A 17,008-nucleotide genomic window follows, 5' to 3' on the forward strand; every position below is an offset into this window, starting at 1 on the left:
GCGACGAGGGCCCTGGCCCCGACGGATGTCGGGGCCAGGGCCCTCGTCGCATTTAGTGCGCGTCGCGGAACGGCGCGGCGGGGAGCCCGCTGACGGTACCGTCGGGGAGGCTGAGCGTGTGCCCGGTGAAGAGCAGCAGCTCGCGCTCGGCGACGGGGCCCACCACCCGCCCGCGCCCCTGCGAGGCGTCGATGTGGTGCAACACTTCGCCACTCGCCGGGTCAAGCAGGTACTCGGTTCCCCACGCGCTGGCCATGGTGCTGGCCGCCGCAACGCAGAGGAGGGAACCGTCACCCGTCTCGAATACGTCGGCCCCGAGCTTCAAGGTGCCGAGCTCGGGCTGATCACGCGGGGGTGCGCCGTGCCAGCTCGCGCCGTCGACGTGCCACTCCACTTCCCAATCGCGGGAGTAGCGGGTCACCACAGCGTCGCCCGAGCGTACGATCAGTCCGTCTCCGCCCGCCACGAAGGTCACCGAGTGCACCAGTCCGAGCTTCAGTTTGCGCTCCGCGACCTCGCCTGTTGCGAGATCGGTGACCACGACCCGGCCGGCCGTGCGGCTCTGCGCCGCGGCCACGAATCGCTCGCTGCGCGGATCAAGCCCGCCCGCGTGCTGTCGGAAGTCGCGCGCGAGCACGCCCGCATCCTCGTAGTGGTCGGTCGCGTCGTTGAACACGAACCGGCGCGGTTTGTTCTTGAACGACTCGAGCAGGATCACCCGTGCATCGTGCGCGAACACCACGCCGTAGACCAAGAAGTCGCGGGTGTGCAGCAGGACCGTGCCGTCACGGCGCCCAATGGTGAGGTCCGTGCGGTTCGCGCCGCGGAACACGGTATCCGTGCCGAGCGCGAGCACGCCACCATCCTCGGCTACCCCGTACAAGCGGTGGGCGGCGAAGTGCGCGAGGGCGGGATCGCTGGCGAGCAGAGTGAGCTCATCGCGTGCTGGCCGCCAGGCGGTCACGCCGGAATCGTGGAGCGGGTGGCTGTCATCGACCCAGATCAGTCCAGCGGAACGACGGAGTTGGCTCATGCTCTCTGCTGCTGGTGCGCGCCACCGAACGGGCGGTAGCGTGACGGTGTGCACACCGTCGACCTCAGCCAGCCGATCGCCGCGGGCATGCCCGTGTACCCGGGCGATCCCGAAGTGACGATTGCGCCCGCGCTCACGGTCGACGCGGACGGCGTGGCTGTTTCCCGACTCGATCTCGGTTCGCACGCGGGCACACACATCGATGCGCCCGCACACGTGCGCGCCGACGGCGGGCCGGTCGACGCGATCCCGCTCGAGTGGCTCTGGGGCGAAGCTCGCGTGCTGCGCGTCGCGGCGCCCGGCCCGGAGCGCTTGGTCGGCCCGGCGGATCTAGACCTGCCCAGCGCTCTGCCCCGTATCGTCTGCATCGCTACCGGGTGGGACGAGCACTTCGGCACCGAGACCGCGCTCGCGCACCCTGCTCTGTCGCGCGATCTGGCCGCAGCGCTGTGGGATCGGGGTGCTCGCGTGCTCGGCGTCGACACGCTGAGCCCGGACCCCACCGGCGGCGATGCCGGTATGCCGGTGCACGAGCTGTGGCTGGGGCGAGGCGGCGCGATCATTGAGAATCTCGCGGGCTTGGCCCACGTGCCCGATGTTGTCGAGCTCTCGGTGCTGCCGCTCCGGCTGCTCGGCATCGACGGCTCCCCGGTGCGCGCGGTCGCCCGCTTTCCCTAGCGAGCTCAGCCCGCGTCGAGGGCCGTGAGCGCGAGCAGCACCCGCGCCCGCTCGAGCGGATCCTCCAGGTCGCGCCCGAGAAGCGCCTGCGCTTCCGCGACGAGCCGCCGCACAGTGTTGCGGTGCAGCTCGAGCTCGCGCGCCGTGCGATCCCACGCTCCGTGATGGTGCAGCCATGCGACGAGTACGCGGCGCGGCTCCTCGTGCTCCGGCCCCAGGATGGGCGCCAGCCACTGTGCGGCGGCGGCGCGCGCAACCGCCGGATCGGCCGCCGCGCCGAGCGGCCAGACGCCGGCCGCGGGGGCGGCAGCGCCGTCGATGTGCTGACGCAGGTGCAGTGCGGCCCGCGCGTGCTCCTCCGCTTCCCGCATCGCGGCAGGCAGATCACCAAAGTCGTGCGCGGCGCTCACCGCGAGCAGCCAGCCGAGCTCGCGCGCGCGATCCAGTTCGCCGGGGGAGGGAGGCGCCCCGACGAACGCGCGCAGGCGTCGCGCCCGGTGCTCGACGAACGGCGTGTGGAGGAGCCGCCGCAGCCAGGCTGCGTCGGAGGCAACCGTGCCATCGCCGGGCACGGGATCGTGGGCGAGCGCGCGACCCGGATCCCGCACGGCGATCACCGCGTGCGCTCGCCGCGCATTGCCGCCGAACGAGTTGGTGAGCAGCCGCGCGAAGCGATCCCGCTCCGCTCCCGGGATCGTGATGCCGGGCGAATCGGTCATGAGATGCATGAGGAGTTGATCTACCGCCATCGACTGCGCAGCGGGCAATTGCAGCACGAGGCCAACGAGGTTTGCTGCGAGCTGCAGCGCCGTGAGATCGGTGCGAGTGAGCCTGGGCGCGCGCCCCAGCAGCAGGATGGCGCCGGCGCCAGACCCCCGGGATCGCGCCCGCCGGGGCCCGGCCTCGTGTGCGGCCACCTCGTACTCAGTGCCCGAGTCGGCGCCCGCTCGCATGCGCGCACCGGAGCCCGCCGCGGGCCCCCACCCGCCAGCTGTGACCGTGGTGAACACCGTCGGCTGTGAGCCGCGCGCGCGGGGTTGGGCGGCAAGCCGCTCGCGCAACTCGGCGATTGTCGCTTCAAGAGGGAGGCCGACCGGCAGTTCGCCGCTCCGATATACCTCGTCCTCGATCTGCAGCACGGCCCACCCCGTGCCCTGCTGGGCGAGTTCCTCCACGAGTCGCTGCGCGGGGCGGTGCTGCAGTGAGGCCTCGGTCAGCCGACGTGCGAGCGTGTTCATCGACTCGAGGGCGCGCGTGCGCTCAGTCTCGAGCGCACGGTTCAGCACGCTTGTCACCGCCGCAAAATAGACGTGCGGCGGCAGGGCAACGAGCGGAAACTCGAGGGCCTGGCACGCGGCAACGAGCCCCTGCGGCACCTCTGCGTGCACGGGCTCGAGGCCGAAAACGAGCGCGGACACCCCCGCCGCGTGCAGGCGCGCGGCGTACGCGGCGTCCCGTTCCGGATCCCCCGTGATCGCGAGCCCCGTCACGAGCAGGAGGTCGCCGGGCAACATGTACGCGCCGGGGTCGTCGAGCTCGATGACGATCGACGAGGCCACCGGTGTGCTGCGAACGCGCGCCTCGAGTTCGGGATCCGTCGCGAGGTCGGCGGGTGCGGGGGAGAGGAGCGCCGCCCCGAACGCGGGCTCGTCGAGCAGCGTCGCGAGCGGCACGGTCGCGCGATCCCGGGCCTGAGTGACCGGCTGCATGGGGTGCTCCTTGCGGTTGGGGCGGGTGACATCGGGCGTGATCCCAATCTCCAGGATGAATTATCCCATTCAGGGAACGAAGTGGGACATTCTTCGCAATACATGCTCGCTGAAGGCGAGTACCTTTCCGTGAGGTAACACACACTCAGCGTCGATGAACGTGGGCGTCGGCGCAGATCCCATCCACCCCACTAGGAGGACACTGTGGTCCTGGACTACATCGTCATCGCGGCGTATCTCATCGGCATCCTCGGTGTCGGCTACTGGGGCATGCGCCGCTCGAAGTCGAAGAGCGACTACCTCGTCGCCGGCCGTCGCCTCGGCGGCTTCATGTACTCCGGCGCGATGTCTGCCATCGTGCTCGGCGGTGCATCCACCGTCGGCGGCATCGGACTCGGCTGGGAGTATGGCATCTCCGGCGCCTGGCTGGTTACCGCGATCGGGCTGGGGATCCTGCTACTCAGCGCCTTCCTGGCGAAGCGCATCGTGAAGCTCAAAGTCACCACCGTCACCGAGATGCTCGACCTCCGCTACGGCGGCTCGAACGGCCTCATCTCGGGCATCGTGATGTTCCTCTACACGCTGATGCTCACGGTTACCTCGACGCTCGCCTACGCCACGATCTTCCACGTGCTCTTCGGCATCTCGAACCTGTGGGGCGTCATCATCGGCGGCAGCATCGTCGCCGTGTACTCGATTATGGGCGGCATGTGGTCGATCACCATGACCGACGTCGTGCAGTTCGTCATCAAGACGATCGGCATGTTCCTGCTGCTGCTCCCCATCGCGCTCATCTCCGCCTCCGAGGAAGCCGGCGGCTGGGACGGCATCCGCGAGCGCCTCGGCGACTCCTTCTTCTCGCCGTGGTCGATCGGCGGCATGACGATCGTGACGTACATCATCGTTTACACGCTCGGTCTGCTCATCGGTCAGGACATCTGGCAGCGCGTGGTCACCGCACGCACCCCGCGCGTCGCAAAGTGGGGCGGCATCACCTCCGGTGTGTACTGCCTCCTCTACGCATTCGCTGGTGCGCTCATCGGTATGGCCGCGCGCGTCCTCTTCCCCGAGATGGACAACCGCAACGACGCATTCGCGTTCATGGCGCAGGAGATGCTGCCGCCGGGTGTGCGCGGCATCGTGCTCGCCGCGGCACTCTCCGCAATGATGTCCACCGCGAGCGGCGCGCTTATCGCCTCCGCGACGGTCTTCACGACCGACCTGTTCCCCGCGATCCGCCGCCTCTTCGGAATGAAGTCGCAGCAGGTCGAGGTGCATGACGGCCACGTGGGCGGCGAGAGCCTCACCGGCTACCGCGTGACGATCTTTGTGCTCGCCGGCATCACCATGTTCATTTCGACACTGGTCACTGACGTGGTCGCCGCGCTCACGATTGCCTACGACATCCTGGTGGGCGGCCTGCTCGTCGCGATCGTCGGCGGTCTGTTCTGGAAGCGCGGCACCCGCGCCGGAGCCCTTGCGAGCATGCTCGTCGGCGCCGCGGTAGTGATCGTGTCGATGTCGATCTGGGGCATCCTCGCGAACGAGCCGATCTACTTCAGCCTCCTCGCGAGCCTCGTCACCTACGTGGTGGTGAGCCTCCTCACGAAGCCGACGCCCGCACCCATCATCGATGAGTGGACGCACCGCCTCAGCCTCGACGACCGCACCGCCGTCAACGACGTCGTGTACGACGAGGTGCAGCGCTAGAACGCCTGACAGCCTGCGCAGCTTCGGCTGCGCAATCCGGCACCGCGGAGGGCACGCCCGCGGTGCCGGATCCACATCCGAACCGAGTGCCAGTCACGTCCCACTTCTTTTCCAGGAGGAATCATGACCACGCACTCAACAGATACCGGACAGCGGATCGGCGGCGACGTCGTTCTTGAGACGCTCGTCGCGCTCGGCGCTCGCGGCGTTGTCGGTCTGCCCGGCCAGCACGCGCTCGGGCTCTTCGACGCGCTGCGGCGCTCGGATCTTGCGTACCTGTCCGCACGCGTCGAGAACAACGCGGGCTTCATGGCCGATGGCCTCGCTCGCGTCACCGGAGAGGTGGCACCCCTGCTGCTCTCGACCGGCCCCGGTGCGCTCACCTCGCTCGCCGCGCTGCAGGAGGCTGCCGCCTCCTCGATCCCCGTGCTCGCGCTCAGCGCGCAGATCCCCGTCGCGGGGCTCGGGGGCGGTCGCCACGGTTACCTGCACGAACTGCCGCAGCAGTCGGACTCGTTCCGCGGCGTGGTGAAGCACGTGGTGACCGTGCGCACGATGGCCCAGATCCCCACCGCGATGGCCGAGGCGTGGCGCATCGCTGCCGCCGCGCCGCAGGGCCCCGTGCTCGTCGAGGTGCCGCAGGACATCCTGCTCGCCCCGGCCGATGCGCTCGTGCCCGCACTCGAGGGCGCCACGCTCGCTGGCACCCCGGCCCCGCTCGCTCCCATCGCTGAGACGATCGACTTCGCAGCGGCCGCACTCGCGGGTGCCGTGCGGCCGGTGATCTTCGCGGGCGGCGGCGTGGTGCGCGCGGGCGCGCAGGCCGAGCTCGCGGCGCTCGCCGAGCGACTCGATGCCCCCGTCGTGACCACGTTCAGCGGCAAGACGGCGCTGCCGTGGACGCACCCGCTCTCCGCGCAGGGCTGGATTGAAGACATCGCCACGACCGAGTTTCTTGAAGACGCCGATGTGCTGCTCATTGTGGGCAGCGGCGTGGGCGAGCTCTCGAGCAACTACCACACCTTCCGCCCGCACGGCCGGGTGATCCAGATCGAAGCAGACCTCGGCAAGATCGGCTCGAATCACATCGGGATCGGCATTCACGCCGATGCGAAGCTCGCGCTTGCCGGGCTCGACACCGCGCTCGCGGGGCTCGGGCGCAGCTCGACGGAAGCACGCCGCGCTGACGCCGCCGCGCAGATCTCACAGCTGCTCACCACCGTGCGCGATCGCGTGGAGGGACAGGGCCGCGAGGCGGAGCTCGCACTCGTGCGTGGCCTCCGTGAGGCGGTTCCTGCGGATACCCGCGTGTACTGGGACATGACGATCCTCGCCTACTGGGCGTGGTCCGCTTGGGATGCGCGCGGCGTGGAGTTCGCCTCAGCGCAGGGTGCCGGTGGCCTGGGCTACGGCTTCCCCGCAGCGCTCGGTGCGGCGTTCGGTCGCCGCGTGCAGGGCGAGACCGGCGCGGTGCTCGCGGTCTCCGGTGACGGTGGCGCGCTCTACGGCATCGCTGAGCTCGCAGTCGCGGCGCAGCACGACCTGCCTGTTGTCTGGCTCATCGTCGACGATGGGGGCTACGGCGTGCTTCGCGAGTACATGGAGGGCGCATTCGGTGCGGCAACCGCGACCGAGCTCGCTCGGCCGAACTATGTTGCGCTCGCCGAGTCGTTCGGGATCGCGGCGGAGGAGACCACGCTCGAGGACGCACCCGCGGTGGTCGCCCGCGCGCTCGAGGCTGGCAAGCCTCGCGTCATCGTACTCTCCGCGCTGCTCGAACTCTTCGCGCCAACCCACCTCGACCGTCTGAATGGAGACGCAGCATGACCCGGCCGCTTGTCCTCTTTACTGACCAGACTGATCTTGATCCCGCGCCCGGCCGCGCGCTCCTCGAGGCCGCGGGTTGCGACACCGTGCTCGCATCGCTTCCGTCCCGTGTGGGGGAAGCGCAAGAGCTGCCCGCCGGCGCGGAAGCCGCCGTTGCGCTCGTTGTCGGTTACGCGCGCATCGATGAGGCGCTGCTCGAGCGCCTTCCGAACGTCGCATGCATCGCAACGATGAGCGCGGGCTTCGACATGATCGATCGCGCGGCCGCCGAGGCACGCGGGATTTGGATCGTCAACCTCACGGATGCCGCGACCGAAGAGGTTGCCGCCCACGCGCTCACCCTCGCGCTCGCGAGTGAGCGCGAGCTCCGCGGCAGCCTCGCGGTCACCGCGGCGGGCGGTTGGACCGAGGAGGTCACCGCGGTGCCGCGCCGACTCAGCACCCTGACCCTCGGGCTCTTTGGCTTCGGCCGGATTGCACAGCGGCTTGCGCAGATCGCGTCGCCGGTGTTTGGTCGCGTTATCGCGCACGACCCCTTCGTTACCACGGCAGCCCACGGGGTTGAACTGGTCGACCGGGAGACGCTGATCGCGGAGTCCGACATTCTCTCCCTGCATCTTCCGCTGACGCCCGAGACCGCGGGCACGATTGACGCCGCCGCCATCTCCTCGATGCGGTCGGGGGCGACGCTGATCAATGTGTCGCGTGGTGAGCTCGTCGACCCTATGGCCCTCCGGGACGCGCTCGATTCCGGTGCGCTCCGTGGCGCTGGTCTCGACGTGCTGCTTGGAGAGCCGCCCGTTCAAGACGATCCGTACCGAACTGACCCGCGTGTGCTGGTTACCCCGCACGTTGCCTTCCTCTCCGCGGGATCGCTCGAGCACTACACGCTTGATCCCGCGCGCAACGTTCTCGAGTGGCTGCGTGCTGGCCGACTCGAGCGAGCGGTCGTCCGGGGTGCGGAACGCGCCCCGATGCTCCCGGAGTAACCTCAGCGACCAACGGAACGGGCCGGGGCTTCACACGTGTGAAGCCCCGGCCCGTTCCGTGCTTCTCGGTCGAAGCGCGATGTCATGTCCACGCCGCGCCCGGGAAATGTGGAAACGGGAAGCAAACGAGGGGTTTCGGGCCGGTTTCATCGCTCCTCGACAGGAGGTGGGAGAGGCGGGGGAGCGGGCGTGAAATGACAAGATCCGCGGAATCATGCGGAGACACGCCCGAGAACGAGAGGTGGTTTGCGGGAGGGGGAGATTCTGCGTAATCTATTCCTTTGTCAGCGCAACGCAGCCGGGCAGCTAAGCAGAAGCGAAGCGGTCCGGTCTATATGAATGCGCAGCGAATGCCCGGTTGGGTGTTTGCCTGGGGCACAGTTGCTGTTCGGAAGGGTTCCTTCGGGGGATTCTACGGGTGGTGTCTGGTCTTTGAGAACTCAATAGTGTGCACTTGATTGTCAAATGCCAATTATTTATCCCGTCGCTAAGCCCTTTTGGGTTTGGTTGATGGCGATTCCTTTTGGACAAATTATATGAACGTCAGTAATGATGTTCGTTTTGTCAGGTTGAACTCGCATCGTGGTGGCTTATTCCGCTTACCAGGGTGCATGTAATTTTTTACGGAGAGTTTGATCCTGGCTCAGGACGAACGCTGGCGGCGTGCTTAACACATGCAAGTCGAACGATGAAGCCCAGCTTGCTGGGTGGAAGAGTGGCGAACGGGTGAGTAACACGTGAGCAACCTGCCCTTCACTCTGGGATAAGCACTGGAAACGGTGTCTAATACTGGATATGCACAATGGCCGCATGGTCTGTTGTGGGAAAGATTTATCGGTGAAGGATGGGCTCGCGGCCTATCAGCTTGTTGGTGAGGTAGTGGCTCACCAAGGCGACGACGGGTAGCCGGCCTGAGAGGGTGACCGGCCACACTGGGACTGAGACACGGCCCAGACTCCTACGGGAGGCAGCAGTGGGGAATATTGCACAATGGGCGCAAGCCTGATGCAGCAACGCCGCGTGAGGGATGACGGCCTTCGGGTTGTAAACCTCTTTTAGTAGGGAAGAAGCGAAAGTGACGGTACCTGCAGAAAAAGCACCGGCTAACTACGTGCCAGCAGCCGCGGTAATACGTAGGGTGCAAGCGTTGTCCGGAATTATTGGGCGTAAAGAGCTCGTAGGCGGCTTGTCGCGTCTGCTGTGAAAACCCGAGGCTCAACCTCGGGCCTGCAGTGGGTACGGGCAGGCTAGAGTGCGGTAGGGGAGATTGGAATTCCTGGTGTAGCGGTGGAATGCGCAGATATCAGGAGGAACACCGATGGCGAAGGCAGATCTCTGGGCCGTAACTGACGCTGAGGAGCGAAAGCATGGGGAGCGAACAGGATTAGATACCCTGGTAGTCCATGCCGTAAACGTTGGGAACTAGATGTAGGGCCTGTTCCACGGGTTCTGTGTCGTAGCTAACGCATTAAGTTCCCCGCCTGGGGAGTACGGCCGCAAGGCTAAAACTCAAAGGAATTGACGGGGGCCCGCACAAGCGGCGGAGCATGCGGATTAATTCGATGCAACGCGAAGAACCTTACCAAGGCTTGACATATAGAAGAACGCTGTAGAGATACAGAACTCTTTGGACACTTCTATACAGGTGGTGCATGGTTGTCGTCAGCTCGTGTCGTGAGATGTTCGGTTAAGTCCGGCAACGAGCGCAACCCTCGTCCTATGTTGCCAGCACGTTATGGTGGGAACTCATGGGATACTGCCGTGGTCAACACGGAGGAAGGTGGGGATGACGTCAAATCATCATGCCCCTTATGTCTTGGGCTTCACGCATGCTACAATGGCCGATACAAAGGGCTGCGATACCGCGAGGTGGAGCGAATCCCAAAAAGTCGGTCTCAGTTCGGATTGGGGTCTGCAACTCGACCCCATGAAGTCGGAGTCGCTAGTAATCGCAGATCAGCAACGCTGCGGTGAATACGTTCCCGGGCCTTGTACACACCGCCCGTCAAGTCATGAAAGTCGGTAACACCCGAAGCCGGTGGCCTAACCCTTGTGGAGGGAGCTGTCGAAGGTGGGACTGGTGATTAGGACTAAGTCGTAACAAGGTAGCCGTACCGGAAGGTGCGGCTGGATCACCTCCTTTCTAAGGAGCACTCAACAACATTGTTGTTGCAGAATGGTGCGATCATCACCACACGTGTGATGCGCAACCGCTCATGGGTGGAACATTTGACAATGCAAGCATTGATTTGCTCGCCTGTGCTAGTACGCAGCGTTGTTCCTCGTGGACAGGGTTGTTGGAACGTGTGGGTGTGTGAGTTGGTGTTTCTCTGGTGCATACTATTGGGTCCTGGAAGACCAGCCGATCTGCCTCTTTGGGGGTGGGTGGACTTGGTTTTCTGACCTGCGGTTATGGGACGTGTTGCTCATGATTGTGGGATCGACCGTACGTTGAGAACTACACAGTGGACGCGAGCATCTAGTGATGCCACGCATGATTCGTATCCTTTTGGGGGTGTGTTTTGTGTTGGTGGTGTTACTGATTCTTAATGTAATTTCATTGGTCACATGCTCATCTTTTTGGGTGGGTGTGTGTTTCTGAATACTTATGTGATTTCAAGTTTCTAAGAGCAAACGGTGGATGCCTTGGCATCTGGAGCCGAAGAAGGACGTAGTAATCTGCGATAAGCCTCGGGGAGCCGATAAACGGGCTGTGATTCGAGGATTTCCGAATGGGGAAACCCCGCCAGGCGGCTTGCTGACCTGGTGACTCCCGCCTGAATATATAGGGCGGGTAGAGGGAACGTGGGGAAGTGAAACATCTCAGTACCCACAGGAAGAGAAAACAACAGTGATTCCGGTAGTAGTGGCGAGCGAACCCGGATGAGGCTAAACCGATCATGTGTGATACCTGGCAGGGGTTGCATGGTCGGGGTTGCGGGACATGCCGTGAGACGCTGCTGAGTCTCGAACGTGAGAGTGAAGCTATAGGAGAACCGCTTGGAACGGCGGACCGGAGTGGGTGAGAGTCCCGTATCCGAAATGGTTTTACCGCGTGGTGTGTATCCCAAGTAGCACGGGGCCCGAGAAATCCCGTGTGAATCTGTCAGGACCACCTGATAAGCCTAAATACTCCCAGATGACCGATAGCGGACTAGTACCGTGAGGGAAAGGTGAAAAGTACCCCGGGAGGGGAGTGAAATAGTACCTGAAACCGTTTGCTTACAATCCGTAGGAGCACCCTTTGTTGGTGTGACTGCGTGCCTTTTGAAGAATGAGCCTGCGAGTTAGCGATATGTGGCGAGGTTAACCCGTGTGGGGAAGCCGTAGCGAAAGCGAGTCTGAATAGGGCGATTCAGTCGCGTGTCCTAGACCCGAAGCGAAGTGATCTATCCATGGCCAGGTTGAAGCGTGTGTAAGAGCGCGTGGAGGACCGAACCCACTTAGGTTGAAAACTGAGGGGATGAGCTGTGGATAGGGGTGAAAGGCCAATCAAACTTCGTGATAGCTGGTTCTCTCCGAAATGCATTTAGGTGCAGCGTTGCGTGTTTCTTGCCGGAGGTAGAGCTACTGGATGGCCGATGGGCCCTACAAGGTTACTGACGTCAGCTAAACTCCGAATGCCGGTAAGTGAGAGCGCAGCAGTGAGACTGTGGGGGATAAGCTTCATAGTCGAGAGGGAAACAACCCAGATCACCAACTAAGGTCCCAAAGCGCGTGCTAAGTGGAAAAGGATGTGGAGTTGCTGTGACAACCAGGAGGTTGGCTTAGAAGCAGCCACCCTTGAAAGAGTGCGTAATAGCTCACTGGTCAAGTGATTCCGCGCCGACAATGTAACGGGGCTCAAGCACGCCACCGAAGTTGTGGCATTCATATAACAGGTAGGCCTTCGTGGTCCAGCCGTATGGATGGGTAGGAGAGCGTCGTGTGGCGAGTGAAGCGGCGGTGTGAACCAGTCGTGGATGCCACACGAGTGAGAATGCAGGCATGAGTAGCGAAAGACGGGTGAGAAACCCGTCCTCCGGAAGACCAAGGGTTCCAGGGTCAAGCTAATCTGCCCTGGGTAAGTCGGGACCTAAGGCGAGGCCGACAGGCGTAGTCGATGGACAACGGGTTGATATTCCCGTACCGGCGGTAAACCGTCAAAGACCTAACTAGTAGTGCTAAGCAATCCAAAGCTGGATGGATCCTTCGGGTGATGTTCGGTGGCGGCTGCGAACCCGAACTGGGGTGGTGAGCGTGAGGTGTGACGCAGGAAGGTAGCCTGTGCCGGGCGATGGTTGTCCCGGTGTAAGTATGTAGCCCGTCGTTTATTAATAGTTTTCGGCTTTGGGTGAGATACGATGCGGACCCGTTTGGGGAAGCAGGTGATCCTATGCTGCCGAGAAAAGCATCGACGTGAGGTTTGCTGTTGCCCGTACCCCAAACCGACTCAGGTGGTCAGGTAGAGAATACTCAGGAGATCGAGATAATCATGGTGAAGGAACTCGGCAAAATGCCCCCGTAACTTCGGGAGAAGGGGGGCCATCCACTTATACGGATTTACTCCGGAAAGGGTGTGGTGGCCGCAGAGACCAGTGGGGAACGACTGTTTACTAAAAACACAGGTCCGTGCCAACACGCAAGTGGACGTATACGGACTGACGCCTGCCCGGTGCTGGAAGGTTAAGAGGAGAGGTTAGACTTTTGGGTCGAAGCTTTGAATTTAAGCCCCAGTAAACGGCGGTGGTAACTATAACCATCCTAAGGTAGCGAAATTCCTTGTCGGGTAAGTTCCGACCTGCACGAATGGCGTAACGATTCCCCAGCTGTCTCCACCGTGAACTCGGCGAAATTGCAGTACGAGTAAAGATGCTCGTTACGCGCAGAAGGACGGAAAGACCCCGTGACCTTTACTACAGCTTGGTATTGGTGTTCGGTGTGGCTTGTGTAGGATAGGTGGGAGACTGTGAAGCTGGCACGCTAGTGTTGGTGGAGTCGTTGTTGAAATACCACTCTGGTCATATTGGATATCTAACTACGAACCCTGATCGGGTTTTAGGACAGTGCCTGGTGGGTAGTTTAACTGGGGCGGTTGCCTCCCAAAATGTAACGGAGGCGCCCAAAGGTTCCCTCAACCTGGTTGGCAATCAGGTGGCGAGTGTAAGTGCACAAGGGAGCTTGACTGTGAGACTGACAGGTCGAGCAGGGACGAAAGTCGGGACTAGTGATCCGGCAGTGGCTTGTGGAAGCGCTGTCGCTCAACGGATAAAAGGTACCTCGGGGATAACAGGCTGATCTTGCCCAAGAGTCCATATCGACGGCATGGTTTGGCACCTCGATGTCGGCTCGTCGCATCCTGGGGCTGGAGTTGGTCCCAAGGGTTGGGCTGTTCGCCCATTAAAGCGGTACGCGAGCTGGGTTTAGAACGTCGTGAGACAGTTCGGTCCCTATCCTCTGCGCGCGTTGGAGATTTGAGAGGATCTGACCCTAGTACGAGAGGACCGGGTTGGACGGACCTCTGGTGTGCCAGTTGTTCTGCCAAGGGCATGGCTGGTTGGCTACGTTCGGGATGGATAACCGCTGAAAGCATCTAAGCGGGAAGCCGGCCTCGAGATGAGATCTCCGTACACTTTGAGTGTGTGAGGCTCCCAGTAGATGACTGGGTTGATAGGCCAGATGTGGAAGCTCGGTAACGGGTGGAGCTGACTGGTACTAATAAGCCGATGACTTGATTTCCACCACCTTTTGGGTGGGCATAGGTTTTCAGATGTAACGATGTTTCGCGTCCACTTTGTGGTTCCCAACGGACGGCCACACACAACACCCTTGTGGGGTGGGTGTGGTTGATATGTTGATAGAGTTACGGCGGTTATAGCGTCAGGGAAACGCCCGGTTACATTCCGAACCCGGAAGCTAAGGCTGACTGCGCCGATGGTACTGCACTCGGGAGGGTGTGGGAGAGTAGGACACCGCCGGACACCTTTTATAGGGGGTCGTATTCGAGGAAGAAGCACCAGTGATGGTGACTCGTTCCACGAATACGACCCCCTTTTTTTGTTGTATAGAGTTTTTGCGAATAGCGCGCACCTGGAGGTAGCACATGAACGATCGGGACCGACGAGAGCGCCCGGACGACGGTGCACCCCGGCAGCGTCGCGAGGGCTCGCCGTACCGCGGTGACCGCAACGACGGGCCTCGCTCCCGCCGCGACGACTCCGGCGGGCGCTTCGAGCGTCGCGACGGTGGTCAGGGCCGCAGCGGCGGATACCGTGGCGATCGTGACGATCGTGGACCCCGCCGCGAGGGCGGTCAGCGTGAGGGCGGTTACCGTGACGGTGGTCAGCGCCGTGAGGGTGGTTACCGTGACGGTGGTCAGCGCGATGAGCGTCGCCCGTACCGCGGTGACCGTGACGACCGTGGTGGCCAGCGGCCGCAGCGCGATGGTCAGCGCCCCCAGCGTGATGGTTACCGCTCCGATCGTCCGTTCCGTGGCGACCGCGACGACCGTGCGCCCCGCCGTGAGGGCGGCCAGCGCGAGGGTGGCTACCGTGGCGGTGGGCAGCGTCGCGAGGGTGGCTACCGTGATGGCGGGCAGCGCGATGAGCGTCGCCCCTACCGCGGTGATCGCGACGACCGCGGGCCCCGCCGTGAGGGCGGCCAGCGCGAGGGCGGTTACCGTGATGGTGGGCAGCGCGATGAGCGTCGCCCCTACCGCGGTGATCGCGACGATCGTGGACCCCGCCGTGAGGGCGGCCAGCGTGAGGGCGGTTACCGTGATGGTGGTCAGCGTCGCGAGGGTGGTTACCGTGATGGCGGCCAGCGCGACGAGCGTCGCCCCTACCGCGGCGATCGCGACGATCGTGGGCCCCGCCGCGAGGGCGGCCGCGACGGTGGTCGTGATAGCGGTGGTCGTGGCCAGGGACCGCGCGAGACGTACGGTCGTGGTGGCACCCGTGGCGGCGGCCGGAGTGACCGCGGCGGCCAGGGTCGTGAGTACACCGAGGCCGAGCGTCTGCAGCACGAGCTGCGTCCCGTCCGCGCGGAGCACGACGATCCGATCCTTCCGGACGAGGTCAGCGCGAAGGACCTGCACCCGGCGGCTCGCAACGAGCTGAAGACCCTTCAGGTTGATCTGCAGGATCGCGTCGCACGCCACCTTGCGATGGTCGCCTTCCTCATCGACGATGACCCTGAGCTCGCACACCAGCATGCCCTCTCGGCAAGCCGTCGCGCGGGGCGCATTCCGGTGGCGCGCGAGACGCTCGCGATCACCGCGTACCGTACGGGCGACTTCGCCCTCGCCTTGCGCGAGCTTCGCACGCACCGCCGTTTGAGCGGCCGCGTGGAGCATGTGGCGCTCATGGTCGACTGCGAGCGCGGTCTCGGTCGCCCGGAGAAGGCGATCGAGACGGGCCTTGAGGTCGACACGAGCACGCTTGAGACGGAGGAGCGCGTGCTTCTCGCGATCGCGATGTCGGGTGCCCGCCTCGATCTGGGCCAGACCCAGCAGGCGCTCTTCGAGCTCGAGATCCCCGAGCTGAACCCGAAGAAGGGCTTCTCCTGGAGCCCCGATCTCTTTGCGGCGTACGCGGCGGTGCTCGAGGATCTTGGGCGCACGTCTGAGGCGAAGCAGTGGCTGGCGAACGCGGACCGTGCCGCGGCGGCGCTCGAGCATCACCACGGTGGACGCGACGAGCTCGAGGTCTTCGAGATTCTTGAGGAGGAGCCCGAGCCGGAGTACGACGCTGAGGCTCAGAACACGGTGTCCCCGGAGCCCGAGGCGGAGCCCGCCGAGGCGGAGCCCGCCGACACCGAGTCTGCCGACACCGAGGTTGCGGACGCCGCGGCCAACGCTGACGAAGTTCCGGCAGCTGACGATGCCCCGGCAGCCGACGATGCACCGGCCGCGCCCGAAGACCAGATGTCGTTTGCGGACGCCATCGAGGCCGAGGTTGATGAGCTGTTGGCCGAAGCCGGCATCACCGGCGGCGATGAAGACGCATCGGAGGAGAGCGCACAGTGAGCCTGTTTGGTCGGCGTCGGACGCCGATGGGTCCGGCGCCGATCGAGGGTCGCGACCTGTTGCTCGCCGACCTTGACGGCGTGGTCTACCGCGGCCCGGGCGCGATCCCGGGCGCGGTTTCGGAGTTGAATCGTGCCGCCGAACGCATGCCGCTCGGCTACATCACCAACAATGCATCGCGCACCGACCACGCGGTCGCCGCGCACCTGCGTGATCTCGGCCTGAACGCTCAGCCGAACGAGGTGGTGACGTCCCCGCAGGCCGCCGTCACGCTCCTGCGAGAGACGATCGCCCCGGGCGCCACAATCCTCGTGATCGGCGGCGAAGGCCTGACCGACGAGCTCACGAAGGCCGGCTACATCGTGACCCGCAGCGCGGACGACAACCCCGCCGCAGTGCTGCAGGGCTTTGCGCCGGAGGTGGGCTGGACGGAGCTCGCCGAGGCCGCCTTCGCACTCGCGGAGGGCCCGAACGGTGAACAGCTGCCCTGGATCGCAACGAACACGGACTGGACTATTCCCGTCGCCCGCGGGCTTGCACCCGGCAACGGCACGCTCGTGTCTGCAGTGCACACCGCGGTGGCGCGCCTCCCGGTGTTTGCAGGCAAGCCGGAGACACCGATTTTCGAGACAGCGTTCTCGCGATTCGGCACCCGCAATGCGCTGATGGTTGGCGACCGACTCGACACAGACATGAAGGGCGCCCGCGCCGCGGGGATCCCGTCCGTGCACGTGCTCACGGGCGTGGACCGGCCGAAGCAGCTCGTGGCGGCTTCCCGGGACATGCACCCCGACTTCATCGTGGCAAGCCTCGCGGAGCTGCATGAGCCGTACCCCAGCACGGTGCAGTTGAAGGACGGCTCGATGCAGGTGGGCACCGCGCGCGTAGGTATGGATGGTCACATTGTGCGCATCGATGCGGAGGGCGACTCGCAGATCAACCTGTTGCGTGCCGGCTGCGCGGCGATCTGGAACTCTGGCCTGGCGATCTACGGTCTGAAGGTGCCTGAGGCGCTGTACGCGGATCACTGGCGGTAACCCACAGATTGGGATCCCGG

At 64.2% G+C, this 17,008-nt stretch carries 9 protein-coding genes and 3 rRNA genes; 9 read left to right on the top strand and 3 right to left on the bottom strand.

The window, feature by feature from the left end:
• Positions 1 to 52: 52 nt before the first annotated feature.
• Positions 53 to 1,033, bottom strand: coding sequence for a hypothetical protein (locus tag ACR81A_RS02835; protein ID WP_440312513.1), 981 nt, complete (start codon positions 1,031 to 1,033; stop codon positions 53 to 55).
• A gap of 48 nt (positions 1,034 to 1,081) precedes the next feature.
• Here ACR81A_RS02835 and ACR81A_RS02840 point away from each other — a divergent pair, with 48 nt between their 5' ends.
• Positions 1,082 to 1,711, top strand: coding sequence for a cyclase family protein (locus tag ACR81A_RS02840; RefSeq protein ID WP_440312514.1), 630 nt, complete (start codon positions 1,082 to 1,084; stop codon positions 1,709 to 1,711).
• A gap of 5 nt (positions 1,712 to 1,716) precedes the next feature.
• Here the strand turns inward: ACR81A_RS02840 and ACR81A_RS02845 are convergent, their stop codons facing one another.
• Positions 1,717 to 3,420 (bottom strand): PucR family transcriptional regulator, encoded by a 1,704-nt coding sequence (locus ACR81A_RS02845; RefSeq protein WP_440312515.1) that lies wholly within the window; start codon positions 3,418 to 3,420, stop codon positions 1,717 to 1,719.
• 204 nt (positions 3,421 to 3,624) lie between these two features.
• Here ACR81A_RS02845 and ACR81A_RS02850 point away from each other — a divergent pair, with 204 nt between their 5' ends.
• The 6 genes from ACR81A_RS02850 to rrf all read left to right on the top strand — a co-directional run bounded on the left by ACR81A_RS02850 (position 3,625) and on the right by rrf (position 13,906).
• On the top strand, positions 3,625 to 5,130 hold the full coding sequence (locus ACR81A_RS02850) for a sodium:solute symporter family transporter (RefSeq protein WP_202382192.1): 1,506 nt from the start codon (positions 3,625 to 3,627) through the stop codon (positions 5,128 to 5,130).
• Between the two features lie 123 nt (positions 5,131 to 5,253).
• On the top strand, positions 5,254 to 6,957 hold the full coding sequence (locus tag ACR81A_RS02855; RefSeq protein ID WP_440312516.1) for a thiamine pyrophosphate-binding protein: 1,704 nt from the start codon (positions 5,254 to 5,256) through the stop codon (positions 6,955 to 6,957).
• Positions 6,954 to 7,946, top strand: coding sequence for a C-terminal binding protein (locus ACR81A_RS02860; RefSeq protein WP_440312517.1), 993 nt, complete (start codon positions 6,954 to 6,956; stop codon positions 7,944 to 7,946). The genes ACR81A_RS02855 and ACR81A_RS02860 overlap by 4 nt, the downstream gene beginning before the upstream one ends.
• Before the next feature lie 620 nt (positions 7,947 to 8,566).
• Positions 8,567 to 10,089: ribosomal RNA gene (locus ACR81A_RS02865) — 16S ribosomal RNA — on the top strand.
• A gap of 471 nt (positions 10,090 to 10,560) precedes the next feature.
• Positions 10,561 to 13,664 (top strand): 23S ribosomal RNA (locus tag ACR81A_RS02870).
• Positions 13,665 to 13,789: 125 nt separating this feature from the next.
• A 5S ribosomal RNA gene (gene rrf, locus ACR81A_RS02875) occupies positions 13,790 to 13,906 on the top strand.
• Together the 16S, 23S and 5S rRNA genes form the textbook arrangement of a ribosomal RNA operon.
• A gap of 5 nt (positions 13,907 to 13,911) precedes the next feature.
• Here rrf and ACR81A_RS02880 read toward each other — a convergent pair.
• Positions 13,912 to 15,132 carry a hypothetical protein gene (locus ACR81A_RS02880; RefSeq protein WP_440312518.1) on the bottom strand — a complete coding sequence of 407 codons (1,221 nt, stop codon included), beginning with the start codon at positions 15,130 to 15,132 and terminating at the stop codon, positions 13,912 to 13,914.
• On the opposite strand from ACR81A_RS02880, the gene ACR81A_RS02885 reads away from it, so the two are divergent.
• Both ACR81A_RS02885 and ACR81A_RS02890 read left to right on the top strand, forming a co-directional pair.
• Positions 15,091 to 15,951 carry a hypothetical protein gene (locus tag ACR81A_RS02885; protein ID WP_440312519.1) on the top strand — a complete coding sequence of 287 codons (861 nt, stop codon included), beginning with the start codon at positions 15,091 to 15,093 and terminating at the stop codon, positions 15,949 to 15,951. The two genes, ACR81A_RS02880 and ACR81A_RS02885, sit on opposite strands and share 42 nt — an antisense overlap.
• Positions 15,948 to 16,988, top strand: coding sequence for an HAD-IIA family hydrolase (locus ACR81A_RS02890; protein ID WP_440312520.1), 1,041 nt, complete (start codon positions 15,948 to 15,950; stop codon positions 16,986 to 16,988). Before ACR81A_RS02885 ends, ACR81A_RS02890 begins: the two co-directional genes overlap by 4 nt.
• Positions 16,989 to 17,008 lie beyond the last annotated feature (20 nt).

The sequence above is a fragment of the Leucobacter chromiireducens genome (assembly GCF_051993095.1).
Taxonomy (GTDB): domain Bacteria; phylum Actinomycetota; class Actinomycetes; order Actinomycetales; family Microbacteriaceae; genus Leucobacter; species Leucobacter chromiireducens.